The 26,653-nt window shown below is 45.5% G+C and carries 22 protein-coding genes; 19 read left to right on the forward strand and 3 right to left on the reverse strand.

The features are described 5' to 3' along the window. Positions 1-36: 36 nt before the first annotated feature. Positions 37-1,560 (reverse strand): F0F1 ATP synthase subunit beta, encoded by a 1,524-nt coding sequence (atpD, locus tag KOE27_RS22565; RefSeq protein WP_215241030.1) that lies wholly within the window; start codon positions 1,558-1,560, stop codon positions 37-39. Positions 1,561-1,730: 170 nt separating this feature from the next. Between atpD and KOE27_RS22570 the strand changes: the two genes are divergently transcribed. From KOE27_RS22570 to KOE27_RS22590, 5 genes are all read left to right on the forward strand, one after another. Further along, positions 1,731-4,394: a tetratricopeptide repeat protein gene (locus tag KOE27_RS22570; RefSeq protein ID WP_215241031.1), complete on the forward strand. Its 2,664-nt coding sequence runs from the start codon at positions 1,731-1,733 to the stop codon at positions 4,392-4,394. Positions 4,395-4,449: 55 nt separating this feature from the next. Continuing rightward, positions 4,450-4,902 carry a hypothetical protein gene (locus KOE27_RS22575; protein ID WP_215241032.1) on the forward strand — a complete coding sequence of 151 codons (453 nt, stop codon included), beginning with the start codon at positions 4,450-4,452 and terminating at the stop codon, positions 4,900-4,902. Between the two features lie 47 nt (positions 4,903-4,949). Continuing rightward, positions 4,950-5,660, forward strand: a complete 711-nt coding sequence (locus tag KOE27_RS22580; protein ID WP_215241033.1) for an ABC transporter ATP-binding protein — start codon at positions 4,950-4,952, stop codon at positions 5,658-5,660. A 158-nt stretch (positions 5,661-5,818) separates the two neighbouring features. Continuing rightward, a complete protein-coding gene (locus KOE27_RS22585) occupies positions 5,819-6,541 on the forward strand; it encodes an RluA family pseudouridine synthase (RefSeq protein ID WP_215241034.1) in 723 nt (240 codons plus the stop codon). Positions 6,542-6,570: 29 nt separating this feature from the next. Further along, positions 6,571-7,323 (forward strand): hypothetical protein, encoded by a 753-nt coding sequence (locus KOE27_RS22590; protein WP_215241035.1) that lies wholly within the window; start codon positions 6,571-6,573, stop codon positions 7,321-7,323. An 82-nt stretch (positions 7,324-7,405) separates the two neighbouring features. Here the strand turns inward: KOE27_RS22590 and KOE27_RS22595 are convergent, their stop codons facing one another. Together KOE27_RS22595 and msrA are read right to left on the reverse strand one after the other, a co-directional pair. After that, the gene (locus tag KOE27_RS22595) at positions 7,406-7,948 is read right to left on the reverse strand and encodes a hypothetical protein (protein WP_215241036.1); all 543 of its coding nucleotides are present in this window, start codon (positions 7,946-7,948) and stop codon (positions 7,406-7,408) included. 141 nt (positions 7,949-8,089) lie between these two features. Beyond that, complete coding sequence (msrA, locus tag KOE27_RS22600; RefSeq protein WP_229252888.1) at positions 8,090-8,677, reverse strand: peptide-methionine (S)-S-oxide reductase MsrA; 588 nt, start codon at positions 8,675-8,677, stop codon at positions 8,090-8,092. A gap of 243 nt (positions 8,678-8,920) precedes the next feature. Here msrA and KOE27_RS22605 point away from each other — a divergent pair, with 243 nt between their 5' ends. From KOE27_RS22605 to KOE27_RS22670, 14 genes are all read left to right on the forward strand, one after another. Further along, on the forward strand, positions 8,921-9,472 hold the full coding sequence (locus KOE27_RS22605; RefSeq protein ID WP_215241038.1) for a CopD family protein: 552 nt from the start codon (positions 8,921-8,923) through the stop codon (positions 9,470-9,472). Positions 9,473-9,891: 419 nt separating this feature from the next. Continuing rightward, positions 9,892-14,268, forward strand: a complete 4,377-nt coding sequence (locus tag KOE27_RS22610) for a PAS domain S-box protein (RefSeq protein ID WP_215241039.1) — start codon at positions 9,892-9,894, stop codon at positions 14,266-14,268. A 363-nt stretch (positions 14,269-14,631) separates the two neighbouring features. Further along, positions 14,632-16,053: an anthranilate synthase component I family protein gene (locus KOE27_RS22615; protein WP_215241040.1), complete on the forward strand. Its 1,422-nt coding sequence runs from the start codon at positions 14,632-14,634 to the stop codon at positions 16,051-16,053. A gap of 44 nt (positions 16,054-16,097) precedes the next feature. Beyond that, entirely contained in the window at positions 16,098-16,487 is a 390-nt protein-coding gene (locus tag KOE27_RS22620) for a tautomerase family protein (protein WP_215241041.1), read from the forward strand. A gap of 96 nt (positions 16,488-16,583) precedes the next feature. Beyond that, positions 16,584-17,150, forward strand: coding sequence for an anthranilate synthase component II (locus KOE27_RS22625; RefSeq protein ID WP_215241042.1), 567 nt, complete (start codon positions 16,584-16,586; stop codon positions 17,148-17,150). A gap of 68 nt (positions 17,151-17,218) precedes the next feature. Then, on the forward strand, positions 17,219-18,208 hold the full coding sequence (gene trpD / locus KOE27_RS22630; RefSeq protein WP_215241043.1) for an anthranilate phosphoribosyltransferase: 990 nt from the start codon (positions 17,219-17,221) through the stop codon (positions 18,206-18,208). After that, positions 18,205-18,795: a Uma2 family endonuclease gene (locus KOE27_RS22635; protein WP_215241044.1), complete on the forward strand. Its 591-nt coding sequence runs from the start codon at positions 18,205-18,207 to the stop codon at positions 18,793-18,795. Before trpD ends, KOE27_RS22635 begins: the two co-directional genes overlap by 4 nt. Continuing rightward, entirely contained in the window at positions 18,796-19,614 is an 819-nt protein-coding gene (gene trpC / locus KOE27_RS22640) for an indole-3-glycerol phosphate synthase TrpC (RefSeq protein WP_215241045.1), read from the forward strand. Then, entirely contained in the window at positions 19,611-20,261 is a 651-nt protein-coding gene (locus KOE27_RS22645; RefSeq protein ID WP_215241046.1) for a phosphoribosylanthranilate isomerase, read from the forward strand. Before trpC ends, KOE27_RS22645 begins: the two co-directional genes overlap by 4 nt. A 10-nt stretch (positions 20,262-20,271) precedes the next feature. Next, positions 20,272-21,471, forward strand: coding sequence for a tryptophan synthase subunit beta (trpB, locus tag KOE27_RS22650; RefSeq protein ID WP_215241047.1), 1,200 nt, complete (start codon positions 20,272-20,274; stop codon positions 21,469-21,471). A 26-nt stretch (positions 21,472-21,497) separates the two neighbouring features. Beyond that, positions 21,498-21,698: a hypothetical protein gene (locus tag KOE27_RS22655; RefSeq protein WP_215241048.1), complete on the forward strand. Its 201-nt coding sequence runs from the start codon at positions 21,498-21,500 to the stop codon at positions 21,696-21,698. Between the two features lie 34 nt (positions 21,699-21,732). Further along, entirely contained in the window at positions 21,733-22,122 is a 390-nt protein-coding gene (locus KOE27_RS22660) for a Dabb family protein (protein WP_215241049.1), read from the forward strand. Then, entirely contained in the window at positions 22,119-22,922 is an 804-nt protein-coding gene (gene trpA, locus KOE27_RS22665; protein ID WP_215241050.1) for a tryptophan synthase subunit alpha, read from the forward strand. Before KOE27_RS22660 ends, trpA begins: the two co-directional genes overlap by 4 nt. 259 nt (positions 22,923-23,181) lie before the next feature. Then, the gene (locus KOE27_RS22670) at positions 23,182-26,502 is read left to right on the forward strand and encodes a DUF4175 family protein (RefSeq protein ID WP_215241726.1); all 3,321 of its coding nucleotides are present in this window, start codon (positions 23,182-23,184) and stop codon (positions 26,500-26,502) included. The last annotated feature ends 151 nt before the right edge of the window (positions 26,503-26,653 follow it).

The following is a 26,653-nucleotide window of genomic DNA, read 5'->3' on the forward strand; positions in this document are numbered from 1 at the left end:
GGGGCCAACTCTTACTGTCAACAGTTTACTTTAAACTTATGAACGGTTACTGGCTTCGGAAAGCATTTTCTCTCCTTTTGCCTGCGCATCTTCAATCGTGCCCACCAGGTTGAACGCCATTTCGGGAAGGTGATCGTAAGCACCGTCCATGATCAGGTTAAAACCTTTGATGGTATCATTGATATCTACCAATACCCCTTTCAAACCTGTGAATTGCTCTGCAACAAAGAAAGGTTGTGACAGGAAACGTTCCACACGACGGGCACGTGATACGACGAGCTTGTCTTCTTCTGAAAGCTCTTCCATACCAAGGATCGCGATGATATCCTGTAATTCTTTGTAACGCTGAAGAATATTTTTTACGCGCTGTGCACAGTCGTAATGAGCGCTTCCCAAAGTTTCTGCATTCAGAATCCGGGAAACGGAATCCAAAGGATCCACCGCAGGATAAATACCTTTTTCAGCAACCTTACGGCTAAGTGTCGTAGTGGCGTCAAGGTGGGTAAATGTGGTGGCAGGAGCAGGGTCAGTCAAGTCATCCGCAGGCACGTAAACCGCTTGTACAGAGGTGATAGAGCCCCGTTTGGTAGAGGTGATACGTTCCTGCATCTGGCCCATTTCAGTAGCCAGTGTGGGCTGGTAACCTACCGCCGAAGGCATACGACCCAAAAGGGCGGATACCTCTGAACCTGCTTGTGTAAAGCGGAAAATGTTATCGATAAAGAAAAGGATATCACGTCCCTGGCCTTCACCGTCTCCGTCGCGGAAATATTCAGCAACGGTAAGTCCTGTTAAAGCCACACGTGCACGCGCGCCAGGAGGTTCGTTCATTTGTCCGAAAACGAATGTTGCCTGCGAGTCTTTCAAAGTTTCATAGTCCACTTTGGAAATATCCCAGCCACCTTCTTCCATGCTGTGTTTAAAAGCATCACCATATTTAATGATACCTGCTTCGATCATTTCACGCATCAGGTCATTTCCTTCACGGGTCCGCTCTCCGACACCGGCAAATACAGAAAGACCTGCATAGGCTTTTGCGATGTTGTTGATCAGTTCCTGGATCAATACCGTTTTTCCAACACCGGCACCACCGAACAACCCGATTTTACCTCCTTTTACATAAGGAGCGAGCAAGTCAATTACCTTGATCCCTGTGAAAAGTACTTCGGTAGCGGTTGCCAGTTCTTCGAATTTTGGAGCGGAGCGGTGAATGGATAAGCCGTTTTCGCTTTTATCAACTGGTGCCAGACCGTCGATGGCTTCTCCGATCACATTGAACAAGCGTCCTTTGATTGCTTCTCCGGTTGGTATTTTAATAGGTGAACCAAGCGGAGTCACTTCCAGGCCGCGGTACATACCTTCGGTACTGTCCATCGCGATGGTACGAACTCTGTCCTCGCCCAAGTGCTGCTGACACTCAAGAACTACTCTTTGACCGTTTGATTTGATGACCTCTAATGCATCAAGAATAGCCGGGATGCGCTCGCTGTCTTCAAATGATACGTCTACAACCGGGCCAATTACCTGGGTAATTTTTCCTATGTTTGTCGCGTTTGCCATTATATAATTTTGAATATTTTCAATGAGGTTTTTTTCAGACCGCAAAAGTATGAGATAATTTGGTCTGTACCAATAGTATCTCGCATCATTTATAGGATATTTTTTAGAAAATCACCGGGTTTTTGGAAAATGGGTATAGAAATTTTCAGAACTCGGTTCAAATTTGATTTATGAAGGAACTTTTTTTCTGGAAAGTATGGTCGCCATCGGAAAGGCGGCTGGCAATAACAGTACTGATTATTATCTTACTTTCTTTACTGTTTTTACTTTTAAAAAGTATCAATCCGCTTTCCAATGTCATTCAATGGAATGTACTGAGCGAGTTATCTGAGGTAAGCGCTGTGCCCGACGGCCTTCGGCTTGGCGCCTGGCAGTATGGTGTTTCTGTGCCTGTCCAACTGGTGTCAGAACAATTCATTGCATCGGTAATGCACACCGATCCGTTAACCGTTGATCTCTTTCTGGTGCTGGCGTTGACGGGCCTGTCCCTTGTCCTGGCCGCGTTAACAGCTGTCCCGCGGTTTTGGTACCTGGCCGGTATAATCCTGTTCATCCTTCTTCTGACAGCCTGCCGCCTCGAAATGCTGCATGTATTCGGAGAGGGAAACCGCACCTTTTTCATCATCAGTATACTGTTATACGGAGGCCTGAGCTACTACTTTCACGCCTTCCGGCCCGATTACGGCATGGCGGCCCGGGTGTGGGGCATGCTCGGCGTTTCGGCCATCCTGACCATCACCGCGGCTCTGGGTGCTCAGGCTCCTATGCCCGCCCTTGCGGCCGTTACCTATTCCTTTCCGCTCTGGCTAATCCTCGCTACGCTTTTCCTGCTCATGGTATCTACTGAAATAATGGCAGGGCTGGTATGGTTAAGTTCCAGTGAATCCGTTGGGAAGGGGAGGGGCGGTCTTATGAATTTCATTGTGATCAGCGTTTTATACCTTTTATATCTGCTGTTGTTCTATCTGAAAAACACACGCCGGATCGACTGGGACCTGACCCTCCTCAATCCGGTGTACTTTATGATCGTCGGTGCGGTTACAGGCCTGTGGGGCTTTCGCCGCCGGGCAGACTCTACCGAAGGGGTATTGCCATTCAGGTCGTCGGGTTTCTGGCTTTACAGCGGCCTGATGATCATCACCGCTGCATTCGCCGGACTATCCATGGGCATGGCCAATGATCCCCTGCTGGAGGTACTGGAAGATGTGACCGTGCAAGGCCAGCTTGCCATGAGTGTCCTGTTTTTCTTTTATGTGCTGGTCAACTTCTATCCCCTTTTCAAACAAGGGCTTGCGGTACACAAGGTATTGTACAAACCCTTACGTTTCGGACTTACCCAAACCCGCCTTTTCGGCTTCGCCGGGGTTGTAATCCTATTCTCCATTCAAAGGCTGTTTCCGTTTTACCAGGGAATGGCGGGGTATTTCAACGGGCTGGGCGATTTACATACACAAACCCGGGAGCTTACCCTGGCCGAGCAATATTATAAACTGGCGCTGCAGCAGGAATTCCAGAACCACAAATCCAACTATGCACTGGCGTCGCTGGCACTGCAGCAGGGCGACCGCAACGCCGCTGCGTTTTATTTCCGCCAGGCCCTGCTTAAAAATCCCTCCCCACAGGCCTATGCCGGGCTGAGTACCGTACTGATCGATGAAAATCTGTTTTTTGATGCCATATTTAGTTTGAAAGAAGGTATCAGTAAATTTCCGGAAAGCGGGGAACTGCTGAATAATCTGGGCATGCTGTATTCTAAAACCAATGTGGCAGATTCCGCCTATTATTTCCTCGAAAAAGCTGAAAAAGAAACCTCAAGAACCGATGTTCCTGCCACCAACCTTCTTTTTGTTCTGGCCAAAAGTGCTGATTCCGCGCTGCTTGATTCTCTTTCCCGAGACAACAAAACATTCAACTCCATTTCATGGCAGGCCAATTCACTGGCTGTCAGAAATCTGAGACAGGATTTCTCTGCTTCTGCTTTTGACGCTACATCCATACCGCACGACTCCCTGCTGAGTGCTTCATCCTTCGCATACCTGGTCAATTATGCAATCAACCAAGCCCGGAACGACAGCATGCCCGCCACGCTGTTGCCAAAGCTTTCTGTAACCAATCCCGTTTTGTCGCAGGACCTTACTCTTGCCGGGTTATATTCCGGTTTCTACAGCGGGGATAAACTCAAGGCATTGGAAACCCTGCAGGCCTGGGCAGAAGAGGAAGGTCCCAGGCAACAGTTATATAGGAAAATACTCGGCCACTGGTTTTTACAGCTCGGTTTGTACGACAAGGCAATAGAACAGCTTTCTGATGTGGAAGGTATCGAAGGAACCATCGGGATGGCCGTTGCCAACGCGTTGTCCGGTAACCAGGCCGTGGCGACTGTACTGCTGGATAAAATGCTGGAATCGGAAAAAAATCCTGCTGTACAGCTGCTTAAAGAAACTCTTGCGACGGGAGCCCGTCCCAGGTCTCCTTTGGATTCACTACTGGCAGCCGCAGAAAAATCCCCGTCTGAGCGGAATTATATAAAAGCCGTGAAGGCGAACCCGTTTGATGAAACCGTTGTCGCCAAAACCTCGGAATGGTACCGGCAAAAAAAACAAACTGCCAAAGCCTATCAGATTGTTGTGAATGCGCTCCGGCTCAAGGAATATGCACCGCTCATCTGGGAACAATATGCACTTTTGAGCTTGGAACAGGGGCTTTTGACGCAGGCTTCGGAAGCGGAAGCAAAAGTGAAACAACTGGCGGAGCCCGCCGTATATCAGCAATTTATGAGCCGCTATCAGCCTATGCGTGCTCTCATCGAAAAACAAAGGGCAGAGTTTCAATGATTTTTTATTTTCGGGTGTGTTTTCCTGAATACCTTTAAACAAACCACGCAACGAAATGAATGTAATCTGGAAAACCGGAACCTGGCCACAAGAATACCGGATATTCCGGGATAAGGTGATCACCGGGATACTCAAAAAGAATACCTGGAAGGCGCAGGCTTATGGCGAGTTCAATGGCGCAATGTTACGTTTCAGATCCGAAGGTTTCTGGAAAAACAAGACCATCATATCCGACATTGAGGGCACAAAGGACCTTGGTAACATTGAATATGACAGCTGGAAAGCATCCGGAAAGGTAACATTCATGGACGAAACCTATGAATGGAAATATGACTCCTGGAAAGGCAATAAATGGAGCATCGGCAATAAAAACGGTTCGGCAAATTATACCGTAACCAATTTCTGGAAAGGAGAGGGAACCATCGAATTTGAGGATATTCCGCCAGCCGTGGTACTAACCGGATTATTTATTGACGACCACTTTAGAGCCTTAAGCGCAGCAGTATAAAAGTAAATTCATAGAAGCTGTATTTAAGTTTTAGAAATCTATTACCCATGAAGATTATTGAAACAACCGATATATCCAAGCGTTATGTAATGGGTTCCGAAGTGATTCAGGCACTCAAGTCGGTGACGATATCCGTCAATAAAGGAGAATACGTTGCCTTTATGGGGCCGTCCGGTTCGGGAAAATCCACACTGATGAACATTATCGGATGTCTGGATACACCCACCAACGGCCGGTATATCCTTAATAATAAAGATGTAAGCGACATGACAGAAAGCGAACTGGCCGAGATCCGGAACAAGGAAATCGGTTTTGTTTTTCAGACCTTCAACTTACTTCCCCGCATGTCTTCCCTGGATAATGTAGCGCTACCCCTGATATACGCAGGGCTCAATAAAGCCGACAGGACCGAAAAAGCAATGCTTTCGCTAAAAAATGTGGGTCTTGAAAACCGTGCCGGACATAAGCCCAACGAACTTTCGGGCGGTCAGCGGCAGCGTGTTGCCATTGCCCGGGCACTGGTAAACGATCCGAGCATACTCCTTGCGGATGAGCCCACCGGTAATCTTGACAGCAAAACATCCTACGAAATCATGGACCTCTTTGACCAGCTTTACAGCAAGGGAAATACCATTGTGATGGTTACGCACGAAGAGGACATTGCACATTATGCCCACCGCATTGTTCGGCTAAGGGACGGGCTGGTTGAATCGGACACGATTAACCCTAACCCTACCAAGGTCACCGCGATGGTGTAGTACAACATCCTTTTTTTAAATTTATTAACCAAAACAAATAACCTTCTACCTTTGTTATGACAAACTAATCAGGCACCAAAATATTCATGATAGATTAGGATCCGGATGAATTAGCTGATAAACAGTAATTTATTCGGATTATTTTTAGTTAATACCTTATGAAAATCGATTTTAAAGACATCATATTATTCGAAAACGAGGACTTTCTACTCGTTAACAAACCGCCGCACCTCGCCACGCTTGACGAACGTACCGCCGACCGCGGAGGAAGCTTACTGCGCCTTGCAAAAGAATTCAACCCCGAACTGCAAGCCGCACACCGGCTCGACAAAGAGACTTCCGGTGTACTGGCATTTGCCAAAAATCCGGCCGCATACCGGCATCTGGCCATGCAGTTTGAGCATAGGGAGGTAACCAAGCGTTACCATGCCGTTGCCACGGGTATACATGATCTGGATGGTATTTCAGTGTATCTGCCCATACTTCCCCTCAAAAACGGAACAGCTGTGAAGATAGACCGGGCCGAAGGAAAGGTCGCAGAAACGATTTTTAATACGATAAAAGTTTATCGGGGCTACACCTTGGTGGAATGCATCCCGGTAACAGGCAGAATGCACCAGATCAGAATACACTTGTCGTGCCTGAAAGCACCCATTGTTTGTGATCCCCAGTATGGCGGCGAACCGATTTATTTATCCAGCCTGAAAAAGAAATTCAATCTTAAAAAAGATACCGAGGAGCAGCCGTTGATACAGCGTGTTGCACTTCATGCACATTCGCTTTCGTTTTCGCTCATGGATGAGGAAAAAGTACGCATTGTTGCGCCTTACCCTAAAGATTTTGAGGTTTTGGTTAAACAGCTTGATAAATTTGGTGTATAAACACAAAAAACATAATCATTAGCCTTACCATGAAAACAGTATTATCCTCCCTGCTTTTGCTGATCCTCTGTTCACAGCTGTTATTTGCGCAGGACGTCCGCAAGCCCGACGTCATTCTGCTGCGGGATAACACCAAACTTGAGGTAATCATCCAGGAAGTGGATGACCAGAAAATCAAGTATAAAAAACTGAGTAATCCCGACGGTCCCGTTTTCACGATAAAAAAATCGGATATCACGTCTATTATGTACAGCAACGGAGAAACCGAGATCATGGAGGCGACCATAGAAGTGCCCAATTATTATTCTCCATCGGCCCAAACCCCGCACAAGAACGAAAGATACGAGGCAAGAGCACCCAGGAACCAGTTTGAGCAGGAGATACAAACAGCTGATGCTGAAAGGCTTCGTATGATGTTTACACATTACAAGTCCAAGTCCAGGCAGGGGCTGACGTTAGCCATTGGCGGGATGTCTGCCGGGATCATTGCCATGGGAATAGGCGTCGGTATTATCGCAAATGCGGTTGATTCGCAGGGTTACTACAAGAGTCAACAGGACGAGCAAAGGGCAAAAACAGGAGCTTATCTGGTACTTGGCGGGTTTGCCGGAGCTGCCACATTTGGCACCATTGGTTTTGTGCGGGCCGGGAAAAACAACTCAAAGGCTGGCAAGGCAAAACGGGAACTTACCCGAAGAAACGAGCCCCTCAAGGTGTCCTTTTCGCCTGGTTTCGACTTGCAGCATAAAGCCGGTTACATCGGGCTGAGCATGTCCTTTTAAAATGTTGTCTGGTAAAAAGGCATATAAAAAACCCCGCCGAGTGTGCCTCAGCGGGGTTTTTTACTTTGTTCCAAACTATTTTTTAGAACTTGAAGGTTATACCCACTTTAAGTGGTACAAATGATCTGTTTCCTCCACCAAGTTCAGCAAATACGGCTGTGGTTGGTTTGAAATAATAACGGGCACCTGCAAAAACCCCTACTGTAACACCGCTACCGTAATTGTTTTCGTAGATACCGCTGTAACCACCGGGAGCACTGTAGTTGGCAATGGTATATCCCAATACCGGGCCAGCATAAAGATCCAGCTTGTCCATTGTCAAAAAATGTTTCCCAAAATGATATGATCCACGGGCAGCAACTGTGAAGAAATTATATCTCCAATTGTACCCAAAATATCCGTATTTCCAAGTCACGAAATCCGCCTGGGCACCCACGCTGATAAAATCGTGAATTCCTTGTTCATATGACGCTCCTAGACCAATACCTCCACCGAAACCATCGCCACCGCCGAGGTTAAGGCCAACATTTACCAATTTGTCTCCTTTTTCAAACTGAGCAAAAGCTTTTCCGGAAGTAAACCCAAGAATAGCAGCTACAAAAAGCATTAAGAAAATCTTTTTCATCGTAATAGACTGTTTATTGTTTAGATATGGCACAAAATAAGTGTTTTATTCAATTGCTTCAAAACCCTTGCCAGCAGAACTTATCCAATGGAAAAAAAAGCCGGACGATTTGCCTTTCCTATCTATCATCCGCCTTTTTTCCTAGATACCTGCCTTAAGTTTGTCCTTAAAAACTTTCTTAAATTTATCCAGTTTGGGGGCTATCACAAACGCACAATACCCCTGGTCAGGATTCTTGGCGAAATAATTCTGGTGATAGTCTTCCGCTGGGTAAAACGTAGGAGCCTTGGTAATTTCTGTAACAATAGGTTTTGCATAGGCCCCGGATTTATCCAGTTCGGCCTTCGCAGTTTCGGCGAAATTCTTCTGCTCATCATTGTAGTAATAAATTACAGAGCGGTACTGCGTCCCTACATCGTTACCCTGGCGGTTCAGGGAGGTGGGGTCGTGGCTGCGGAAAAATGCTTCCAGTAGATCGGCATAACTGATTACTTTGGGGTCGTAGGTGATCTGCGCACATTCTGCATGCCCGGTATTTCCGGTACATACTTCTTTATACGTAGGATTTGGATTCTGCCCTCCGGCATACCCGGAAACCACTTTTTTCACCCCGTTGAGGGATTCAAAAACGGCTTCAGTGCACCAGAAACACCCCGTCCCGAAGGTAGCCACCTCGGTATTGGCCGTGTCAACATTGGTTTCGTCCATCACAGCGGTTTCTTTGTTCATCTTTTTTGTCCTTTTTTTATCAGATTGAGCACAGGATATGGCAACGATACCGCACAATAAAATGAATGTGAAGAATGGAATGGTTGTTCTCAGCATAATGACAGGATTACGGTACTAGCTTTTCAAACATACGAATCAGAAAGAAAGTTTATTCTCTAATATCATTGAATATTTACGAAATTTGACCTTGAAAAGATTTAAAATCCATTGAGAAAATCTCTGAAAGGCAGATAACGGCTCCACATGACATACCTTCATTTCAAAGCACTTCATATCATTTTTGTAGTAAGCTGGTTTGCAGGGCTTTTCTACATGCCCAGGTTATTTGTGTATCATACCGAAGCGCGGGAAAAACCTTCGCCCGAGAAAGAGATACTTTTTGCCCAGTTTATCAAAATGGAGAAGTTGCTCTGGAATGCCATCATGACCCCCGCCTGCTGGCTTGCGCTGATCTTTGGCTCAGTGATGTTATACCTTTCTCCCGCCTGGCTTGAGCAGGATTGGATGCGCCTGAAATTACTTTTCGTATTGGGCTTGCTGGCTTATCATTCTTATACCCGGAAAATACTGCTGGAAATAAGGCAGGAAAAATTCAGGTATACCTCGGCTCAGCTAAGGCTCTACAACGAAATTGCTACCATTTTTTTGTTCTCGATCGTATTTCTGGTTGTACTCAAAAACACGGTTGATTGGTTATGGGGTGTTCTTGGACTGGTTATTTTTGCTATTGTCATCATGGCAGCGGTACGGGTTGTGAAAGGTTTGAGAGAGAAAACAAAAGACAACAGCGTATAACTTTCTGATTGTAAACCGTGTCTGTAAATTAAATTTCAAAAAAAAGCTATAAAGATAATTCTATTACGTCCTCCTGGCTGGTGGCTGCTGGTTGAGTACTACCGTGAAGCGATTGGATTGTTCATACCCCCATTTTTCCCTTTCAAGGTATTTGTCCATTAACCAGCAAATACTTCTAGTTACTGAAAATCAACGAATTAAACAACATAATACCATATTAACCGGTACCCTGGTATTTATACAGCTCCAGGCACGTTTATTTTCCATCTGTTTCAGTACTGAAAAACCCTGATAACCCACCCCCGGTAAAGTATAAAAATAACGCCCCAAAATGATATGTGTGGGCGCTGATGGTATTTACATATTCCAAAAAAATAGTGAGATTAGGGTAATCATATAAAATTTATTCGTAGCGAGAAATGAGTTTTCTTCCTGTTCCAGACAATGAAGCTGAAAGAATTAGAGCGCTGAGGAGTTATCAGATACTTGATACCCAAAGCGAAGAGGAGTTTGACAGGCTCACGGAACTTGCATCTCTGATATGCGACGTGCCCATCTCACTGGTCACTTTTATTGATAACGACCGGCAGTGGATCAAGTCCAGACGAGGCCTTGACATCTCGGAAACAACCCGGGAAGTCTCCTTTTGTCAGTATGCCATTATGGATAAAACCATTTTTGAAATACCGGACACTACCACGGATGAAAGATTCAAAGAAAATGTATTCGTAACCCAAAGTCCGTACATCCGATTTTACGCCGGTTTCCCGCTTATTGACCCCAACGGATACCCCCTGGGTACGCTTTGCGTGCTGGATAATCATGCAAAAAAGCTGAATGAAAGCCAGAAAAAGGCGTTGACATTACTGGCAGATCAGGTAACAAAGCTCATAGTCGATCAAAGAAAAAGGCAGGAACTCCGAAATTTTGACAAACTCTTTCAATTATCAGGCGACCTCATCTGCATTGCGGGAACAAATGGTTATTTCCAGGAGATAAATCCGGCCTTCGGCCAGTTGCTGGGATGGGATGAATCCTTTCTTCTGGAAACATCTTTTTTTGATCTGACTCACCCAGACGATCTTGCAAAAACACGTGCTGAAATAGCCAAACTTACTTCTGGAGAAGCTACCGCCAGCTTTGTGCACCGGTTCAGGAAAAAAGACGGAGGCTATCTGTTTTTGCAATGGACGGCTACCCCGGAATCTGTGACGGGGAATATATTTGCCGTTGCGCGGGATATTACGGCAGAGAAAGAAAAAGAAGAAAAGATAAGGGCCAGTGAGGATAATTTCAGATCGTTTTTCGAGAACTCCCAGGGTCTGATGTGTACCCACGACCTTGAGGGGAAATTCCTGACAGTGAATGCTGCCGGCGCCGAACTGCTGGGTTATTCTGTCCCGGAGGTTTTGCAACTAAGTTTGTACGATCTCATTCCTGTAAAGCACCACCCGATGCTGAAACGCTATCTCGAGGAAATAAAGAAAACTGGCAGATCCAACGGATTGATGACAACACGGCATAAACAGGGGGGGTACCTGATCTGGAGCTATCACAATATTCTTGTGAAGAATCAGGATGGGGTAGATTATGTTGTCGGCAATTCCATTGATGTGACAGAAAGCCATCAGATGGCTAAAAATCTGCAACGGATACAGGAAATGCTGCTGCAGACCAATCGCATGGCGCGTGTGGGCGGCTGGGAATATGATCTGACCAAGGACAAGGTATACTGGTCGGAAGTGACGCGGGAGATCCATCAGGTGAGCCCCGATTATGAGCCCGGTGTTGCAGATAGTTTCAGCTTTTATAAAGAAGGTGAAAGCCAGAATAAACTGGCCAAGGCCTCTCAAAAAGCCATGACTGATGGCACAAGTTATGACCTCGAACTGGAACTCACCACCGCACAAGGAAATGAACTGTGGGTACGTGCAATAGGCTATGCTGAATTTGAAAATGGAAGTTGTAAAAGGTTATACGGTGCCATTCAGGATATTGATGAAAAGAAAAGGGCGGAACTTGAAATTGTCAATTCCAGAAAACTGCTCGATGATGTACTGAATGCTGCATATGAAGTAAGTATCATTGCAACGGATGTGAATGGAATAATTACCGTTTTTAATAAAGGTGCCGAAAAATTACTGGGGTACTCGGGCAAAGAACTGATAGGAAAATATACTCCCATTATTATCCATCTGGAACAAGAGTTGCTGGCCGTAGAAAATGAATTAACGAAGGAATACGGCGTCCCGATCCGCGGCTTCCAGACTTTTGTATATAGGGCAGAGCTGGAAGGTTCTGATGTACGGGAATGGACGTATAAAACAAAAGCAGGATCATTTATCCCTGTTTCCCTCCTAGTTACTACCATCCGAGACTATCAGAATCAAATCATAGGGTACCTGGGCGTAGCAACAGATTTGTCGGCCAGAAAAAAAGCGGAGCGCGAATTATTCATGGAGAGAGCCCGGCTGCTGGCATTTGTGGAACATGCCCCGGCCGCGGTTGCCATGTTCGACAGAGATATCAGATACCTTGCCGTGAGCCATAAATGGCTGGAAGAGTACCGGCTAACTGACAGAAATATCATTGGAATGACCCATTACGAAGTATTCCCCAACATAGGTCAGGAGTGGAAAGATATCCACCAGCAATGCCTGCAAGGGGCCATCCTGATGCGGGAAGAGGAGCGCTGGCGTCCTCCAGGATGGAACCACGACCAGTTTCTGAAATGGGAGGTAAGGCCGTGGTATCAGTTTGATGGTACCGTAGGAGGAATCATGATGTTTACGCAGGATGTTACCGAAATCGTCGTCAGCCGCGAAGAGTTAAAACAAGCCAAAATCCTGTCGGAACAAGCCAGTATGGCAAAGTCTGAGTTTCTGGCAAATATGAGCCACGAAATAAGAACGCCACTGAACGGGATAATAGGATTCACAGACCTTGTTCTGAAGACAAAAATGACCGATACCCAGAAGCAGTATCTGGGCATTGTGAACCAGTCTGCCAATGCACTGCTGAGTATTATTAACGATATCCTTGACTTTTCCAAAATTGAGGCGGGTAAACTGGAACTGGAAATAGATAAAAGCGACATCTACGAGATCGCATCTCAGTCGTCGGATATCATTTCATTCCCTATACAGAGCAAAGGTTTAGAAATGCTTTTGAATATCCCGGTAGACCTGCCCCGCTTTGTGTGGGTAGATGAAATCCGGCTCAAACAGGTATTGATCAATTTGCTCAGCAATGCCTCCAAGTTTACCGAAACGGGTGAAATTGAGCTGAAAATAGAAGTACTTAAATACGATCCATCAGCAAGTGATGACATTACCTGCCGCTTCGAGGTCCGGGATACGGGCATTGGTATAAGAGAAGAAAAACAGGCCAAGATTTTCGAAGCATTTTTGCAGGAGGATAGCTCCACAACCAAAAAATACGGAGGAACAGGATTGGGACTTACAATCTCTAATAAGCTGTTAGGAATGATGGGGAGCCACCTGCAGCTGATCAGCACGCAGGGAGTAGGCAGTACTTTCTTTTTTGATCTTACGATGCGATCGGAGCCCGGAGAACCGATTGTCTGGGAAAATGCGGAGGCCGTTAAGAAGGTGCTTATTGTTGACGACAACGATAACAACAGGATGATTCTTGAAAAGATGCTTCAGCTATTGAAAATAGAATCCGATCAATCCAAAAATGGTTTTGAAGCCCTCAATGCCCTGGTTTCGGGTGCAAAATATGACGCCATCCTGATTGATTATCACATGCCGTTTATGGATGGCCTGGAGACCATCCGGCAAATACGAGAGAGTTTTACATTAGGGCCGGAGCAACTTCCTATCGTACTACTGAATAGTTCGGCAGACGATTCGCGGGTTTTGAAAGCTTGTGAAGAATTTAAGGTGAATTACAGGCTTATGAAGCCTGTAAAACTTACTGATATTTCTTTGTGTCTTACCAGGCTTGCCCAGAAAGAAAAGGAAGAAGGAGACAACGAAACACTCCTGGCACTTGATAACCACGGAGTAAATGCGGAAAGGATTACTGTGCTCATTGCAGAGGACAACCCGGTCAATATGTTTCTTGCCAAAACCATTATCGGAAAAATTGCGCCTAATGCTGTCATATTGGAAGCAGAAAATGGGGTGGAAGCTGCTGAGTTTTGCAGGAAACAATTACCCGATATCATTTTTATGGACGTGCAAATGCCAGAAATGAATGGTTATGAGGCAACCGCTGCCATCAGAAATCTGGCGGGAGCGGAACAGATTCCGGTGATTGCGCTGACCGCCGGAAATGTAAAAGGAGAAAGGGACAAGTGCCTGGAGGCTGGTATGAATGATTTCATTTCCAAGCCTTTTGTTGAGGAGGCCATTTGGCAGGTTTTCAATAAATTTCCTGGCCTGCTGAAAACAACCTCACCGCAGGATAAAACTTTCACCCAAAGTCCGTTGACCGATATGCACATAGACGTGGACAGGCTGAAAGATACCTACATGAACGACGAAGAATTTATTACCGAATTTCTGGCTCTGACCAGAGAAACGCTTTACAAGAGTATGTCGGAATTGAAAGCGTATCATCAACAGAAAGACCTTAAAAATATCAAAGCAACAGGGCACAAACTGAAAGGCGCTGCATCTGCAGCCTTCTTGTCGGAGGTAACACGTATTGCAGACAAGCTGGAACATCTGGATTTTTTAGATCAGCCATATATTACCTTGCTGCTCAGTGACCTGGAAAATGAAATAACTTATCTGCTTCCGGCTCTCCATTCTCCCAGGTTGAAATAACCCGGGACGCCCCCAGGACAATATTCCCGCTGGTGTTCCTTGTTGCCACAGATCCGTCTTCTTTTTTGCCAAACGGTTTTTGCTCTGGAGTATCCGCTGAAAATTCCGCTAAACTTAATTTACTTTTGATTTGATTTTCTAAAATGCATTTTCCTATATTTGTAACATCGTACATCGGTTATTATTCTCCGAGCAAAAAATGACTTATTCCTTAAATACTATATGGTGGTGGCGTGCACGTCTTAGCAAGATGGACGAGTAAGCTATTGCATGGTATAAATAAAATATACTTTCCAAACGGCTCGCTGTTCATCTGACAGCGAGCCGTTTTTTGTTTTTAACATCATTCATTCCAGAATTAAAATGAGTATTCCGACGCACAATTATTCTATAACAACTGCTTACAAGAAGTTACTTGCTGATACGCTGACGCCCGTTTCCATCTATTTAAAGCTTCGGGACCGCTTTGTCAATACCATCCTTCTCGAAAGTTCTGATTATCATGGAAATGAAAACTCTTTTACCTATATCTGCTGTGATCCGGTTGCTTATTTCAAATTAAACAACAGCCAGGTAACAGAGCTGTTTCCCGACGGAAACCAGGAAACCTATCATTTACCCAACCCAAAAGATGCCGTCAAGGCTCTTTACCGGTTTGCCGGTAGTTTTTCTTCCGAAAAAAGTACTTTTCCGTTTATTACAAACGGCTTGTTCGGGCACATGACCTATGACGCCGTAACCTACTTTGAAGACATTACCATTCAGCCAGCCAGCCCGGAAACCGAAATTGACCAGATTTTTTACCAGGTATACCGTTATGTGATCGCGATCAACCATTTTAAAAATGAGCTGTATATTTTTGAGCATCAGTATGGTGACTCACCTCGTGAAAGCGGGCTGGAACAAATTGAAATACTGATCAAAAACCGCAATTTCCCTCAATATGATTTTAAAATAACGTCCGAGGAAACCTCTAACGTTACCGATGATGAAATGCGGAAAGTGATCAGGCAGGGTATTGATCATTGCCTGCGCGGGGATGTTTTCCAGATCGTTCCATCACGCCGTTTCAGCAGGAATTTTCAAGGGGATGAGTTCAACGTATACCGTGCACTGAGGTCCATTAATCCTTCCCCCTATCTGTTTTATTTCGATTACGGCAATTACAAGATCTTTGGCTCTTCTCCTGAAAAACAAATATTTATCAAGGACGGCCAGGCCGAAATCCACCCGATTGCAGGAACATTCCGCAGAACAGGTGATGACCAGGCGGATGCCATAGCGGCACAAAACCTGTTGAATGATCCAAAGGAAACCGCCGAACATGTCATGCTCGTAGACCTGGCCCGTAACGACCTCAGCAGAAGCTGTGACGCCGTGAAGGTGACCAATTATAAGGAGGTACAATACTATTCACACGTTATACACCTGGTTTCCAAGGTAGTAGGTAAAATGAATGAAGGTGTTAACCCACTGCAACTGGTTGCCGACACCTTCCCGGCAGGAACACTTTCGGGCGCACCCAAGCACAACGCAATGAAATTGATTGATCAGATGGAAAACAGCAACCGGAGCATTTATGGCGGCGCAATCGGATTCATGGATTTTAACGGGGACTTTAACCATGCCATTGCCATACGTACTTTTCTGAGCAAGGACAACACCTTGTTTTACCGCGCCGGAATGGGTGTGGTGGCCAAATCAGTCGTAGAAAGCGAGCTTCAGGAAATAAACAGCAAACTGGCCGCATTGAGAAAAGCACTTGACTTTGCCGAAGAAATCTAGTACGTAGCAACAATGGGTACTCTGCCGCATCGAACAAAGAAATTATGTCACAAATAAAAATATACGGGCTTAAAACACATCTGAAACCTAAACGGGAGCACCTCTCAGAAGTGCTGCATGCGTGTGTCGTAGAGGCGTTTGTATATCCCCGGAACAAACGTGCGCATCGCTTTTTTTATCTTGATAAGAACGATTTTTTCTATCCAGAAGGCAGAAGCAGCCAATACACCATTATAGAAATCTCATTGTTTGAAGGCCGGTCCATAGAATCAAAAAAGCATTTATACCGTTTGGTTTTTGAACGGTTTGAAAAGGAGCTGGGTATTTCACCCAATGATATCGAAATAACCCTGACAGAAACCCCATTGCATCATTGGGGCATACGTGGGAAACCTGCTGATGAACTGGTCCTGGATTACAAAGTTGATATCTAGATTTTCCCATAAAATTATTGCCATAAAAACCTATTCATTAAATCACTTCAAAACGGCCAAAAGCTTGTACCGACAGAAGCCCATCGTTATATCATTATGAAAATTCTTGTTCTGGACAATTACGATTCCTTCACTTACAATCTGGTTTATATCCTGCGTGAACTGCACGGGCAGGTGGATATTTTCCGCAATGATAAAATTGCCCTGGAAGAGGTGGGTAGGTACGATAAAATTTTGCTCTCACCGGGTCCGGGAATTCCTTCCGAGGCAGGCATCATGCATGCGGTGATAAAAGAGTACGGTCCATCCAAAAGCATACTGGGTGTTTGCCTGGGACATCAGGGTATCGGAGAAGTATTTGGTGCATCTCTTGAAAACATGACGGATGTGCTTCATGGTATCAGCGACACGGCCTTTATTACCGACCCTACAGACAGGCTCTTCAAAAATATCCCGGGACAGATAAAGGTAGGGCGCTACCATTCCTGGACGGTCGTGCCTGAGTCCTTTCCGGATCATTTAAAAATTACAGCTGTTGATGAACAACAGAGAGTCATGGCGCTTTCCCATGCTTCCTACGACGTAAAAGGGGTGCAGTTTCACCCGGAGTCGGTACTGACGGAGTACGGTAAAGAAATGCTGGAGAACTGGCTGAGTATTTAAGACCGCATACCGTGTTATTTTCCACCCTAACGCTCGTCTCATAATTTCAGAATAAGCAATATCACACCATGAAAAAAATACTGAATGAGCTTTTCGAATACAAAATTTTAAGCAAAGCTCAGGCAAAAGAAATTCTGATTGGCATAAGTACCGGCATGTACAGTAATTCGGAAATTGCAGCATTTCTGACCATCTATGCCATGCGCAGCATTACGGTTGAAGAACTGGAGGGTTTCAGGGACGGCTTGCTGGAACTCTGTCTGAAGGTTGATTTATCCGCCTATGACCCCATTGATGTGTGCGGTACCGGAGGAGACGGAAAAGATACTTTCAACATATCAACCTTATCCTGCTTCGTCATAGCAGGTGCCGGTCAGCGGGTAGCCAAGCATGGCAACCATGGGGTATCTTCCCATTGCGGCTCTTCCACTGTTCTGGAATACCTGGGAGCGCGGTTCACAAATGATAAAAATGTCCTGGAAAGACAGATAGCCGAAGCGGGTGTTTGTTTCCTGCATGCCCCGTTGTTTCACCCGGCCATGAAAAATGTTGCACCCGTCCGTAAGGAGTTAGGCGTCAAAACTTTCTTCAACATGCTGGGCCCAATGGTGAATCCGACCTCTCCCAAAAAACAGCTGGTGGGTGTTTTCAGTCTTGAATTAGCCCGCCTTTTTGCTTATCTTTACCAACAAACAGACAAGCAGTTTTTAGTTCTTCACGCATTAGACGGCTATGACGAAGTGTCACTAACAGGTTCTTTTAAAGTCATCTCCGCTCATAGCGAGCAGGTTTTGTCTCCATCTGATCTGGGATTATCCACCCTACATGCCCGCGATTTAAGCGGAGGGGTAACGGTTGAAGATTCTGCCCGGATTTTCATGAATGTGCTGAACGACGAAGCCACACCAGCCCAAAAACAAGCCGTGCTGGCCAATGCAGCCATGGCTTTGTATTGTGCCAACCCAGGTCTATCCCTTCCGGATGCGGTGGCTATGGCGCGGGAATCCATAGAAAGTAAAAAGGCGCTGAAAAGTTTTAAAAAACTCCTGGAAGTATGATAACAAGCCTGGATCAGCTGGATATGAACAAGACCTACAGCTACGCAGACTATCTGAAGTGGGCGTTTGAAGAGCGTGTGGAGCTCATCAAGGGCAGGCTGTTCAGAATGTCACCTGCACCAGCCCGGCGGCACCAGCGTATTTCCAGCGTTTTTCAAGGTGAGTTATATAAATTTCTGGACAACCAGGCCTGCCAGGTGTATTCTGCTCCTTTCGACGTCAGGCTCACACCCCGGAAAAATGACACCACCAGTAATATTTACACAGTGGTGCAGCCCGATATATGCGTGATATGTGATCCTGCCAAACTGGACGACCGGGGTTGTATAGGCGCCCCGGACTGGATCATTGAGATACTTTCTCCCGGGAATTCCCAGACAGAAATGAAAAACAAATTTGAGGCTTACGAGGAGAACGGTGTGAAAGAGTATTGGCTCGCCGACCCGGCCAATGAGATTATTTTGGTTTATATACGCAATGAGCAAGGGAAATATATAGGATTACAGCCTTTTACGCTTGAAGACAGCATTTCAAGTTATGTTTTTCCTGACTTCAATTTAAATGTTGCTGATATTTTTAAGGATTAAATGAACATACTGGAAAAAATAGTTGTCCGGAAACACGAAGAAATTGCGGAGTCCAAAAAACTCAGAAGCATCTCTGACCTGGAAAAAGAAGCGTTATTTTTACGCAGGAACCTTTCTCTCTCTTCCGTCTTGCGGGAAGCCGAAACCCCTCAGATTATCTCTGAATTCAAACGGAAATCCCCTTCGAAAGGTATCATCAACGCCCGGGTAGAGCCGGAAATTGTAACTGCGGACTATGTGAAGGAAGGAGCAGCCGCGCTCTCTGTGCTCACGGATACTGATTTTTTCGGCGGCTCATTTGATGATTTTTTAAGAGCCCGCTTGGCTAATCCGCAAATACCCATGCTCCGGAAAGATTTTATCGTAGACGAGTACCAGCTCTACGAAGCTAAATCCATCGGAGCAGATATTATTTTGCTCATTGCGGCCTGCCTAAGTCCCGAACAAGTGCAAACGCTGGCCAGACAAGCCCACGCGCTGGGGCTTGAAGTTTTACTGGAAGTACACAGTACCGAAGAATTACAACAGACATTATGTGATGATGTTGATATGGTGGGTGTTAACAATCGGAACCTGAAAACTTTCGAAACCTCAACGGAGACGTCTCTTATCATAAGTGAACATATTCCTGATTCTTTTGTTAAAATATCCGAGAGCGGCCTCCAGGATCCGCAGACCATCCTGGAGTTGTTCCGTGCCGGTTATAAAGGATTTTTAATCGGAGAAACATTCATGAAAACGACAGATCCGGGAGCCGCACTTGCCGATCTGCAGGTACAATTGTCAAAGGCCAGTAATTCAAATCTTTTGCTCCTATGAAAATAAAAGTTTGCGGAATGCGCCAGCAAAGCAACATTGAAGAAGTGGTAATGTTGCAGCCCAATTTTATCGGATTTATTTTTTATGAAAAATCACCCCGTTATGTGGGAGAGGACTTAAGTGAGGAATATGTGAAATCTATACCCAAGAGTATCAAGAAGGTAGGGGTCTTTGTAAATGCCAATCCGGGCCATATTCTTAATATGGTCAAAAAATACGATTTACAATATGCCCAGCTGCATGGAAATGAAATGCCCGACCTGTGCCGGAGCCTTCGCCAGAAAGGGGTAAATATCATCAAGGCATTTTCTATTGACCAGAGCTTCAATTTTGCAATGCTCAACAATTATAAGTCGTTCTGTGACCTGTTTTTATTCGATACCAAGGGCGATCTGCCCGGAGGTAACGGAAAACCTTTTGACTGGAAACTATTGAGCAGATACGACAACGAAAAGCCTTTTTTCCTGAGCGGAGGTATAGGACTGGAAAATATAGAGGATATCATTGCCCTGTCCAAAACAATGCCCATATACGGAATTGACGTAAACAGTATGTTCGAAACGGAACCCGGTGTAAAAGACGTTAAAAAACTGGAACAGCTTTTTGGACTGGTCCGGATCAAACAGCAGGAAGAGGCGGAAGCATAATCATATCATCATGGAAGCAACAGTAGAAAAAACATCTTACCACGTTAGCAACGACGGCTATTACGGAACATTCGGCGGAGCATTCATCCCTGAAATGTTATATCCGAATGTTGAGGAATTACGCGATAACTATCTAAAAATCATCCAGGAGCCCGATTTTCTGGATGAGTACAACGATCTGCTTCGTAACTATGTGGGCCGACCCACTCCGCTCTACCATGCCAAACGGCTTTCGGAAAAATACAATACCAATGTTTACCTGAAAAGAGAGGATCTGTGCCACACCGGTGCACATAAAGTGAACAATACCATCGGGCAGATTCTCCTGGCCAAGCGGCTTGGTAAAAAACGCATCGTAGCAGAAACAGGTGCTGGACAGCATGGGGTGGCCACGGCAACCGTTTGTGCCCTCATGAACCTTGAATGTGTGGTGTATATGGGTGCACTGGACATAGAACGCCAGGCCCCGAATGTTGCCCGAATGAAGATGCTGGGTGCTGAAGTACGTTCTGCTACCTGCGGTTCCCAAACTTTAAAAGATGCCACCAATGAGGCTATGCGCCATTGGATCAACAATCCGGTTGATACGCATTACATCATCGGGTCTGTTGTGGGACCTCATCCCTATCCCGACATGGTTGCAAGATTTCAGTCCATCATATCCGAAGAGATACGCTGGCAACTGAAAGAGCAGACCGGCCACGAAAATCCTGATTATGTAGTAGCCTGTGTGGGCGGCGGAAGTAATGCCGCTGGTGCTTTTTATCATTTTCTGGATCAGGAAAGTGTAAAACTTGTGGCCGTGGAGGCGGCAGGGCAGGGGGTTGGTACCGGCCACTCAGCTGCAACCACCGCGTTGGGCAAGCCTGGTGTCCTGCATGGCAGCCGAACCATTCTAATGCAGACCGAGGACGGCCAGGTGGTGGAACCCTATTCCATTTCCGCAGGCCTGGATTATCCCGGCATTGGCCCGCAGCATGCCTATCTATTCGACAGCGGCAGGGGTACATTCCTGTCTGCTACCGACGAAGAAGCCATACAAGCCGCCTTTGAACTGACCCGCCTGGAAGGTATCATTCCTGCCCTGGAATCATCTCATGCACTTGCTGTTTTAGGCCGCCTGGGCGCTTCCATTTCTGATACGGTGGTTGTTAACCTTTCAGGGAGAGGTGATAAGGACATGGCTACTTATATGAAATACATTGATTGATACATTGATTTAAACCAACAATACGTATGGCTACATTAACATTACCGGAGGTCTTTGACCTGAGACTGAAGATACAGGAACTGGAAACCAAAGTAAATTCAGGTACCCTTTCTCTTTTTGAGAGATGCGATCTCGAAGACGAAATTCTTGAACTGAAAGAAAAACTGGGCGAGTTTGACCGCATGAAGTTCAGCGACGAAGGAGAATGTCTGAATTGCTCGGCGTAAATACTCATTTTTCATCCACCTATATCCATCCAAAATGAACATCAAATTACTGCTTCTGGCCGGCCTTCTGATCTTCGGTTCTACGGCATTTGTTTCACCCGAAAAACCCGCACCCAAGAAAATGCTCCGCCATGTCGTTCTTTTTAAGTTTAAGGACTCTTCCACTCCCGCCCAGATAAAAGAAGTTGAAGATGCCTTTCGCAAGCTTCCTTCCAAAATAAAAGAGATTAAAGCTTTGGAATGGGGTACAAACAATAGCCCGGAAAACCTAAACCAGGGTTTTACGCATTTGTTCTTTGTTTCTTTCGAGAGCGAAGCCGCCCGTGCTATATATCTTCCGCATCCAGCGCACGATGCATTCGTAAAAGTGCTAAAGCCTCATCTTGACAAAGTATTGGTATTAGACTACTGGACACAGGAATGAACCGGATTACAACACTATTTCAAAATCATCAGGAGAATACCGGGTTGCTGAATGTTTATTTCACCGCAGGCTTTCCCGAACTTCATGATACAGTACGAGTATTAAAAGCACTGCAGGACGGGGGGGCCGATCTGGTTGAAATAGGTATGCCCTACTCAGACCCCGTGGCCGATGGCGAGACCATTCAGAAGAGCAATGACCAGGCTCTCGAGAATGGCATGACGGTACGTGTGTTATTTGAGCAGCTCAAGGACATGCGGAAAACCATTACTGTTCCGGTGTTACTGATGGGGTACGTCAACCCGGTTCTGCAGTATGGTATAGAAGCTTTTTGTAAAAAGTGTGCCGAAATAGGTGTGGATGGCCTCATATTGCCCGACATGCCGATGGACGTATACCTGAATGAATACAAAGCCATTTTTGATTCTTACGGTATCCTTAACATTTTCCTGGTAACTCCGCAAACGTCCGAATCACGCATCAGACAGATTGATGCCGTCAGTGAGGGATTCATTTACACCGTTTCTTCTGCGAGCGTCACAGGTTCTAAATCGGGCGTAAGCGACGACATGGAGGCATACTTCGACCGTCTGAATGCCATGAACCTTAAAAATCCGCGTCTGATCGGTTTTGGTATTAAAGACAACGCCACCTTTACCAAGGCTTCCGAATATGCTGCAGGTGCAATCATCGGCAGTGCCTTTATAAGAGTATTAATGGAGAGCCGTGACCTTGAAAATGATATTAAAAGTTTTGTTCGGGCCGTAAAAAACAGTTCTTCCGAGCCTGTGGGCGTTTAGTTTCCTGTTGAACTTATTGCTTTATATCAAAAAACAACCTTTCTACAGATTGTTTTTTGCTTTTAACCGTTGCCGGTTCTACCTTGTAAAACCGGCAACGGTCGGCAATTCTACAGTATTTTCATTGACGCCCTGCTAAAAATTCATTAAATTACTTCGTTTTGCTGCATAGGATACCAAATCGTACTTTTTCGGCGCGCAGCACGTTATCATAAGCTAATAATTTTACTGAAAATATATGGCTGCTTTCAATCCGGTAATGGAAGGACTTTTGCTGCGGATACAGGAATACCGGCAGAAGTACTATCAGAACAGATTACTGAAAGGGATCATTTTCACTGCGGCCTTACTGCTGACCGTATTCCTTTTCTTCAATACCCTGGAATATTTCGGCCGGTTCAGCTCCGCAGTAAGGGGAATGCTTTTCTTTGGTTTTCTGGGTGTCCTGGCCTTTTCTTTTTTCCAATGGGTAATTCAGCCACTCATCGATTTATCAGGCCTCAGAAAGCCTTTATCGGACGAAGAAGCCGCTTTGCAGATAGGGGAATACTTCCCGGAGATAGGGGACAAGCTTTTGAATACCCTTCAGCTCAGAAATCTGAGCGGAACGCAGTCCGACCTTATCGACGCGAGTATACGTCAGAAATCGGGCCAGTTGCTCATTGTCAGGTTTTCGGATGCCATCCGATTTAACGAAAATAAAAAATGGCTGAAATACGCCGTTTACCCCTTAGCCGCCATTACCGCGATCCTGCTTTTCAACCCGTCTTTTTTCTCGTCGAGTTCAGAGCGCATCATTCATTTCCAGAAAAATTACACGTACGCTCCTTTTTCCTTTTTCATCCAGAATAAAGACCTCAAAGCATATAAAAATGAAGATTTTACTTTAAAACTTGCTTTAAAAGGACAGGCATTGCCGCAGGCCGTTTACCTGGTACAAAACGGCTCCAGATTTAAATTAGACCAGGAAGATGGGCAGCATTATTCCTACCTCTTCAAAAATCTCCAGCGCGGCGTAACTTTTTCCTTCGAGGCTGCGGGATACTCCTCCTCTGAATATAAGATCAGTGTGGTTGAAAGGCCTTCCCTGCTGTCCTTTGACGTCAACCTTCATTACCCCGGGTACCTGAACAAACCCTCTGAAACACTGACAAATGTAGGGAATCTCTCGGTACCCGAAGGAACCACCATCGAGTGGAATTTCAATACCTCTTCCACCCGTTCGCTTGGTATCCGCTTTGACAGTGATTCAGCACTCATGGAGGCAAAAGAAAAGGATTCCGATCATTTTGCGATCAGGAGAGCTGCCAGGAAGTCTGCCCAGTATCAGGTTTTACTTAAAAATAATGAAACCTCCAATGCGGATAAAATAGGCTACTATATCCATGTAATTCCGGACAAACACCCGGTCATGACCCTGGAAAATTTCCAGGATACAACCTTGTACAACTATTTCGTGCTGGGCGGTTCCATTGCCGACGACTACGGTTTTTCCCAGCTTAAATTGTTTTATACCATTCAGCGCCAAAGCGAAAAATCGCCCTCGGCTCCCAAGGGTATACCTATACCATTTAACAAAACGGTGAATACCCAGAGTTTTTTCTTTCAGTGGTATGTTGACAGCCTTCAGCTCGTACCCGGTGACAAGATTGAGTACTATGCACAGGTATGGGATAACGACGGCGTAAACGGCCCGAAAAGCTCCCGGTCGAGGTCTGTTCTATTTACGGTTCCGTCCAAAGATCAGCTTGAAGCCGAGATCAGAAAGTCGGAGCAGGAAACCGAGAACCAGATACAATCCGCTCTTAAAAAAGCCCAGAGTCTGGAAAAAGACCTTAATACGTTGGACAATCGCCTGAAAACCAACAAGGAACTGGATTTCAAGGAGCAAAAGCAAATCGAAGAAATTTTAAAAAAGCGTGAAGAACTCATGAAGGAGCTTCAGGCACTGCAGGAGAAACATCAGAATTCAAACGAAAAATCCAGACAGTTCAATCAGCAAAGTCCTGAATTACAGGATAAGATTGACAAACTTCAAAAGCTGATGAATGAACTGATGGACAAGGATACCGAGAAACTTTATAAAGAACTCCAGAAACTTCTGGAACAAAAACAAAGCGAACGCATGTCCAGTATGATGGAAAAGCTTCGTAACAAGGAACGCAATCTGGAAAAGGAACTGGAACGTACCATGAAACTTTTCAAGCAAATGCAGATGGAACAGAAAATGGAAAATCTGGTAAACAAACTGGATGATCTCGCTGAAAAGGAGGAAAAACTGGCGGAAAAATCCCAGGAGAATGATAAAAACAAAAACAGCGAAGACAAAAAGAGCAAAAATGAAGAATTGAAAGAGGAGCAGCAGAAAATCCAGGACGAATTTGAAAAGGCAAAGGAAAATATTCAGGAAATTGAAAAGCTCGGGGAGGAAATTGAAAAGCCGGTAGACCCTAAAAAAGAGGAACAAAAAGAGGCCTCAGAGCAAATGAATGATAGCAAGCAGCAGCTAACCAGGCAACAGAACCCAAAAGCCGCTGAGGCCCAGAAAAAGGCCGCTAAAACAATGAAAAAAATGTCCAAGGAAATGTCCGAAGCCATGGAATCTGCCGAAATGGAACAGATGCAGGAAAACATGGATGATCTGCGGGATATCCTGGAAAACCTGATCACCCTGTCGTTTGACCAGGAGACATTGATGAAAGATTTCCGCGGAGTGAGCCTTCAGGACCCTCGGTTTATCAAACTGGGTCAGCAGCAGTTGAAGCTGAAGGATGATGCCAAAATCGTGGAAGACAGCCTATATGCACTCGCAAGCCGCATGGTGCAGATACAGTCATTCATCACCCGGGAGCTAAATGACATGAAGGGTTACATGGATGAAAGTGTAAAAAGTATCCGTGACCGCCACATCAACGTGGCCACCGCCAAGCAGCAGTCATCTATGACGGCCATGAACAATCTCGCGCTAATGCTCAGCGATGTATTCAACCAGATGCAGCAACAGATGGCCATGGCCATGCCAGGTTCAGGCAAGGGGAAAAAAGGAAAACAAAAAGGGGAGCAACCTGGTATGGGAGAGATGCAGGAAAAACTTAATGGCCAGATGAAGCAACTTGGATCCGGGAAGGAGGGACAAGGGAACCAGTCAGAGAAACTTGCCAGAATGGCCGCTGAACAGGCGATGATCCGAAAAATGGTACAGGACCTGATCGAATCTCAGAAAGGGACAGAAATTGGAAAACAGCTGGGCAAGGAACTTCAGGAAATTGCCGATAAAATGGACCAGACTGAAACCGACCTGGTAAACAAAAGAATAACCCCCGAACTGATTAAGCGTAATCAGGAAATAAAAACCCGACTGCTGGAATCAGAAAAAGCGATGAAGGAGCAGGACGAGGACGAACAGCGTAAAGCACAGACAGCAAAACAGGTCCCACGCCAGCCTCCTGCTGCTTTTGAAAAATATATCCAGGAAAAAGAAAAACAAACGGAGTTACTGCGCACCGTTCCTCCAACCTTCTCTCCATTTTATAAAAAAGAGGTGGATACTTATTTTCGTAAGTATCAGGCCAAGAACTGATAGGGCTTCAATTTTGTTGGTATGAAATGAGCGGTCAGAATGGAGAAGTTCTGGCCGCATTTTTATAATATGCCAAATGGAATCCGGTTAGTTAGTATCTTCGCTCCAATTTTCCAAGCCGTAAGGCTTTGGATGCAGGAAAAATAACGGA

The sequence above is a fragment of the Dyadobacter sp. CECT 9275 genome, assembly GCF_907164905.1.
Lineage (GTDB): Bacteria > Bacteroidota > Bacteroidia > Cytophagales > Spirosomataceae > Dyadobacter > Dyadobacter helix.

Bases quoted from the DNA above. Each gene is read 5' to 3' on its own strand.
- atpD (WP_215241030.1), bottom strand. From the start codon at position 1,560: ATGGCAAACGCGACAAACATAGGAAAAATTACCCAGGTAATTGGCCCG.
- KOE27_RS22570 (WP_215241031.1), top strand. From the start codon at position 1,731: ATGAAGGAACTTTTTTTCTGGAAAGTATGGTCGCCATCGGAAAGGCGG.
- KOE27_RS22575 (WP_215241032.1), top strand. From the start codon at position 4,450: ATGAATGTAATCTGGAAAACCGGAACCTGGCCACAAGAATACCGGATA.
- KOE27_RS22580 (WP_215241033.1), top strand. From the start codon at position 4,950: ATGAAGATTATTGAAACAACCGATATATCCAAGCGTTATGTAATGGGT.
- KOE27_RS22585 (WP_215241034.1), top strand. From the start codon at position 5,819: ATGAAAATCGATTTTAAAGACATCATATTATTCGAAAACGAGGACTTT.
- KOE27_RS22590 (WP_215241035.1), top strand. From the start codon at position 6,571: ATGAAAACAGTATTATCCTCCCTGCTTTTGCTGATCCTCTGTTCACAG.
- KOE27_RS22595 (WP_215241036.1), bottom strand. From the start codon at position 7,948: ATGAAAAAGATTTTCTTAATGCTTTTTGTAGCTGCTATTCTTGGGTTT.
- msrA (WP_229252888.1), bottom strand. From the start codon at position 8,677: ATGAACAAAGAAACCGCTGTGATGGACGAAACCAATGTTGACACGGCC.
- KOE27_RS22605 (WP_215241038.1), top strand. From the start codon at position 8,921: ATGACATACCTTCATTTCAAAGCACTTCATATCATTTTTGTAGTAAGC.
- KOE27_RS22610 (WP_215241039.1), top strand. From the start codon at position 9,892: ATGAGTTTTCTTCCTGTTCCAGACAATGAAGCTGAAAGAATTAGAGCG.
- KOE27_RS22615 (WP_215241040.1), top strand. From the start codon at position 14,632: ATGAGTATTCCGACGCACAATTATTCTATAACAACTGCTTACAAGAAG.
- KOE27_RS22620 (WP_215241041.1), top strand. From the start codon at position 16,098: ATGTCACAAATAAAAATATACGGGCTTAAAACACATCTGAAACCTAAA.
- KOE27_RS22625 (WP_215241042.1), top strand. From the start codon at position 16,584: ATGAAAATTCTTGTTCTGGACAATTACGATTCCTTCACTTACAATCTG.
- trpD (WP_215241043.1), top strand. From the start codon at position 17,219: ATGAAAAAAATACTGAATGAGCTTTTCGAATACAAAATTTTAAGCAAA.
- KOE27_RS22635 (WP_215241044.1), top strand. From the start codon at position 18,205: ATGATAACAAGCCTGGATCAGCTGGATATGAACAAGACCTACAGCTAC.
- trpC (WP_215241045.1), top strand. From the start codon at position 18,796: ATGAACATACTGGAAAAAATAGTTGTCCGGAAACACGAAGAAATTGCG.
- KOE27_RS22645 (WP_215241046.1), top strand. From the start codon at position 19,611: ATGAAAATAAAAGTTTGCGGAATGCGCCAGCAAAGCAACATTGAAGAA.
- trpB (WP_215241047.1), top strand. From the start codon at position 20,272: ATGGAAGCAACAGTAGAAAAAACATCTTACCACGTTAGCAACGACGGC.
- KOE27_RS22655 (WP_215241048.1), top strand. From the start codon at position 21,498: ATGGCTACATTAACATTACCGGAGGTCTTTGACCTGAGACTGAAGATA.
- KOE27_RS22660 (WP_215241049.1), top strand. From the start codon at position 21,733: ATGAACATCAAATTACTGCTTCTGGCCGGCCTTCTGATCTTCGGTTCT.
- trpA (WP_215241050.1), top strand. From the start codon at position 22,119: ATGAACCGGATTACAACACTATTTCAAAATCATCAGGAGAATACCGGG.
- KOE27_RS22670 (WP_215241726.1), top strand. From the start codon at position 23,182: ATGGAAGGACTTTTGCTGCGGATACAGGAATACCGGCAGAAGTACTAT.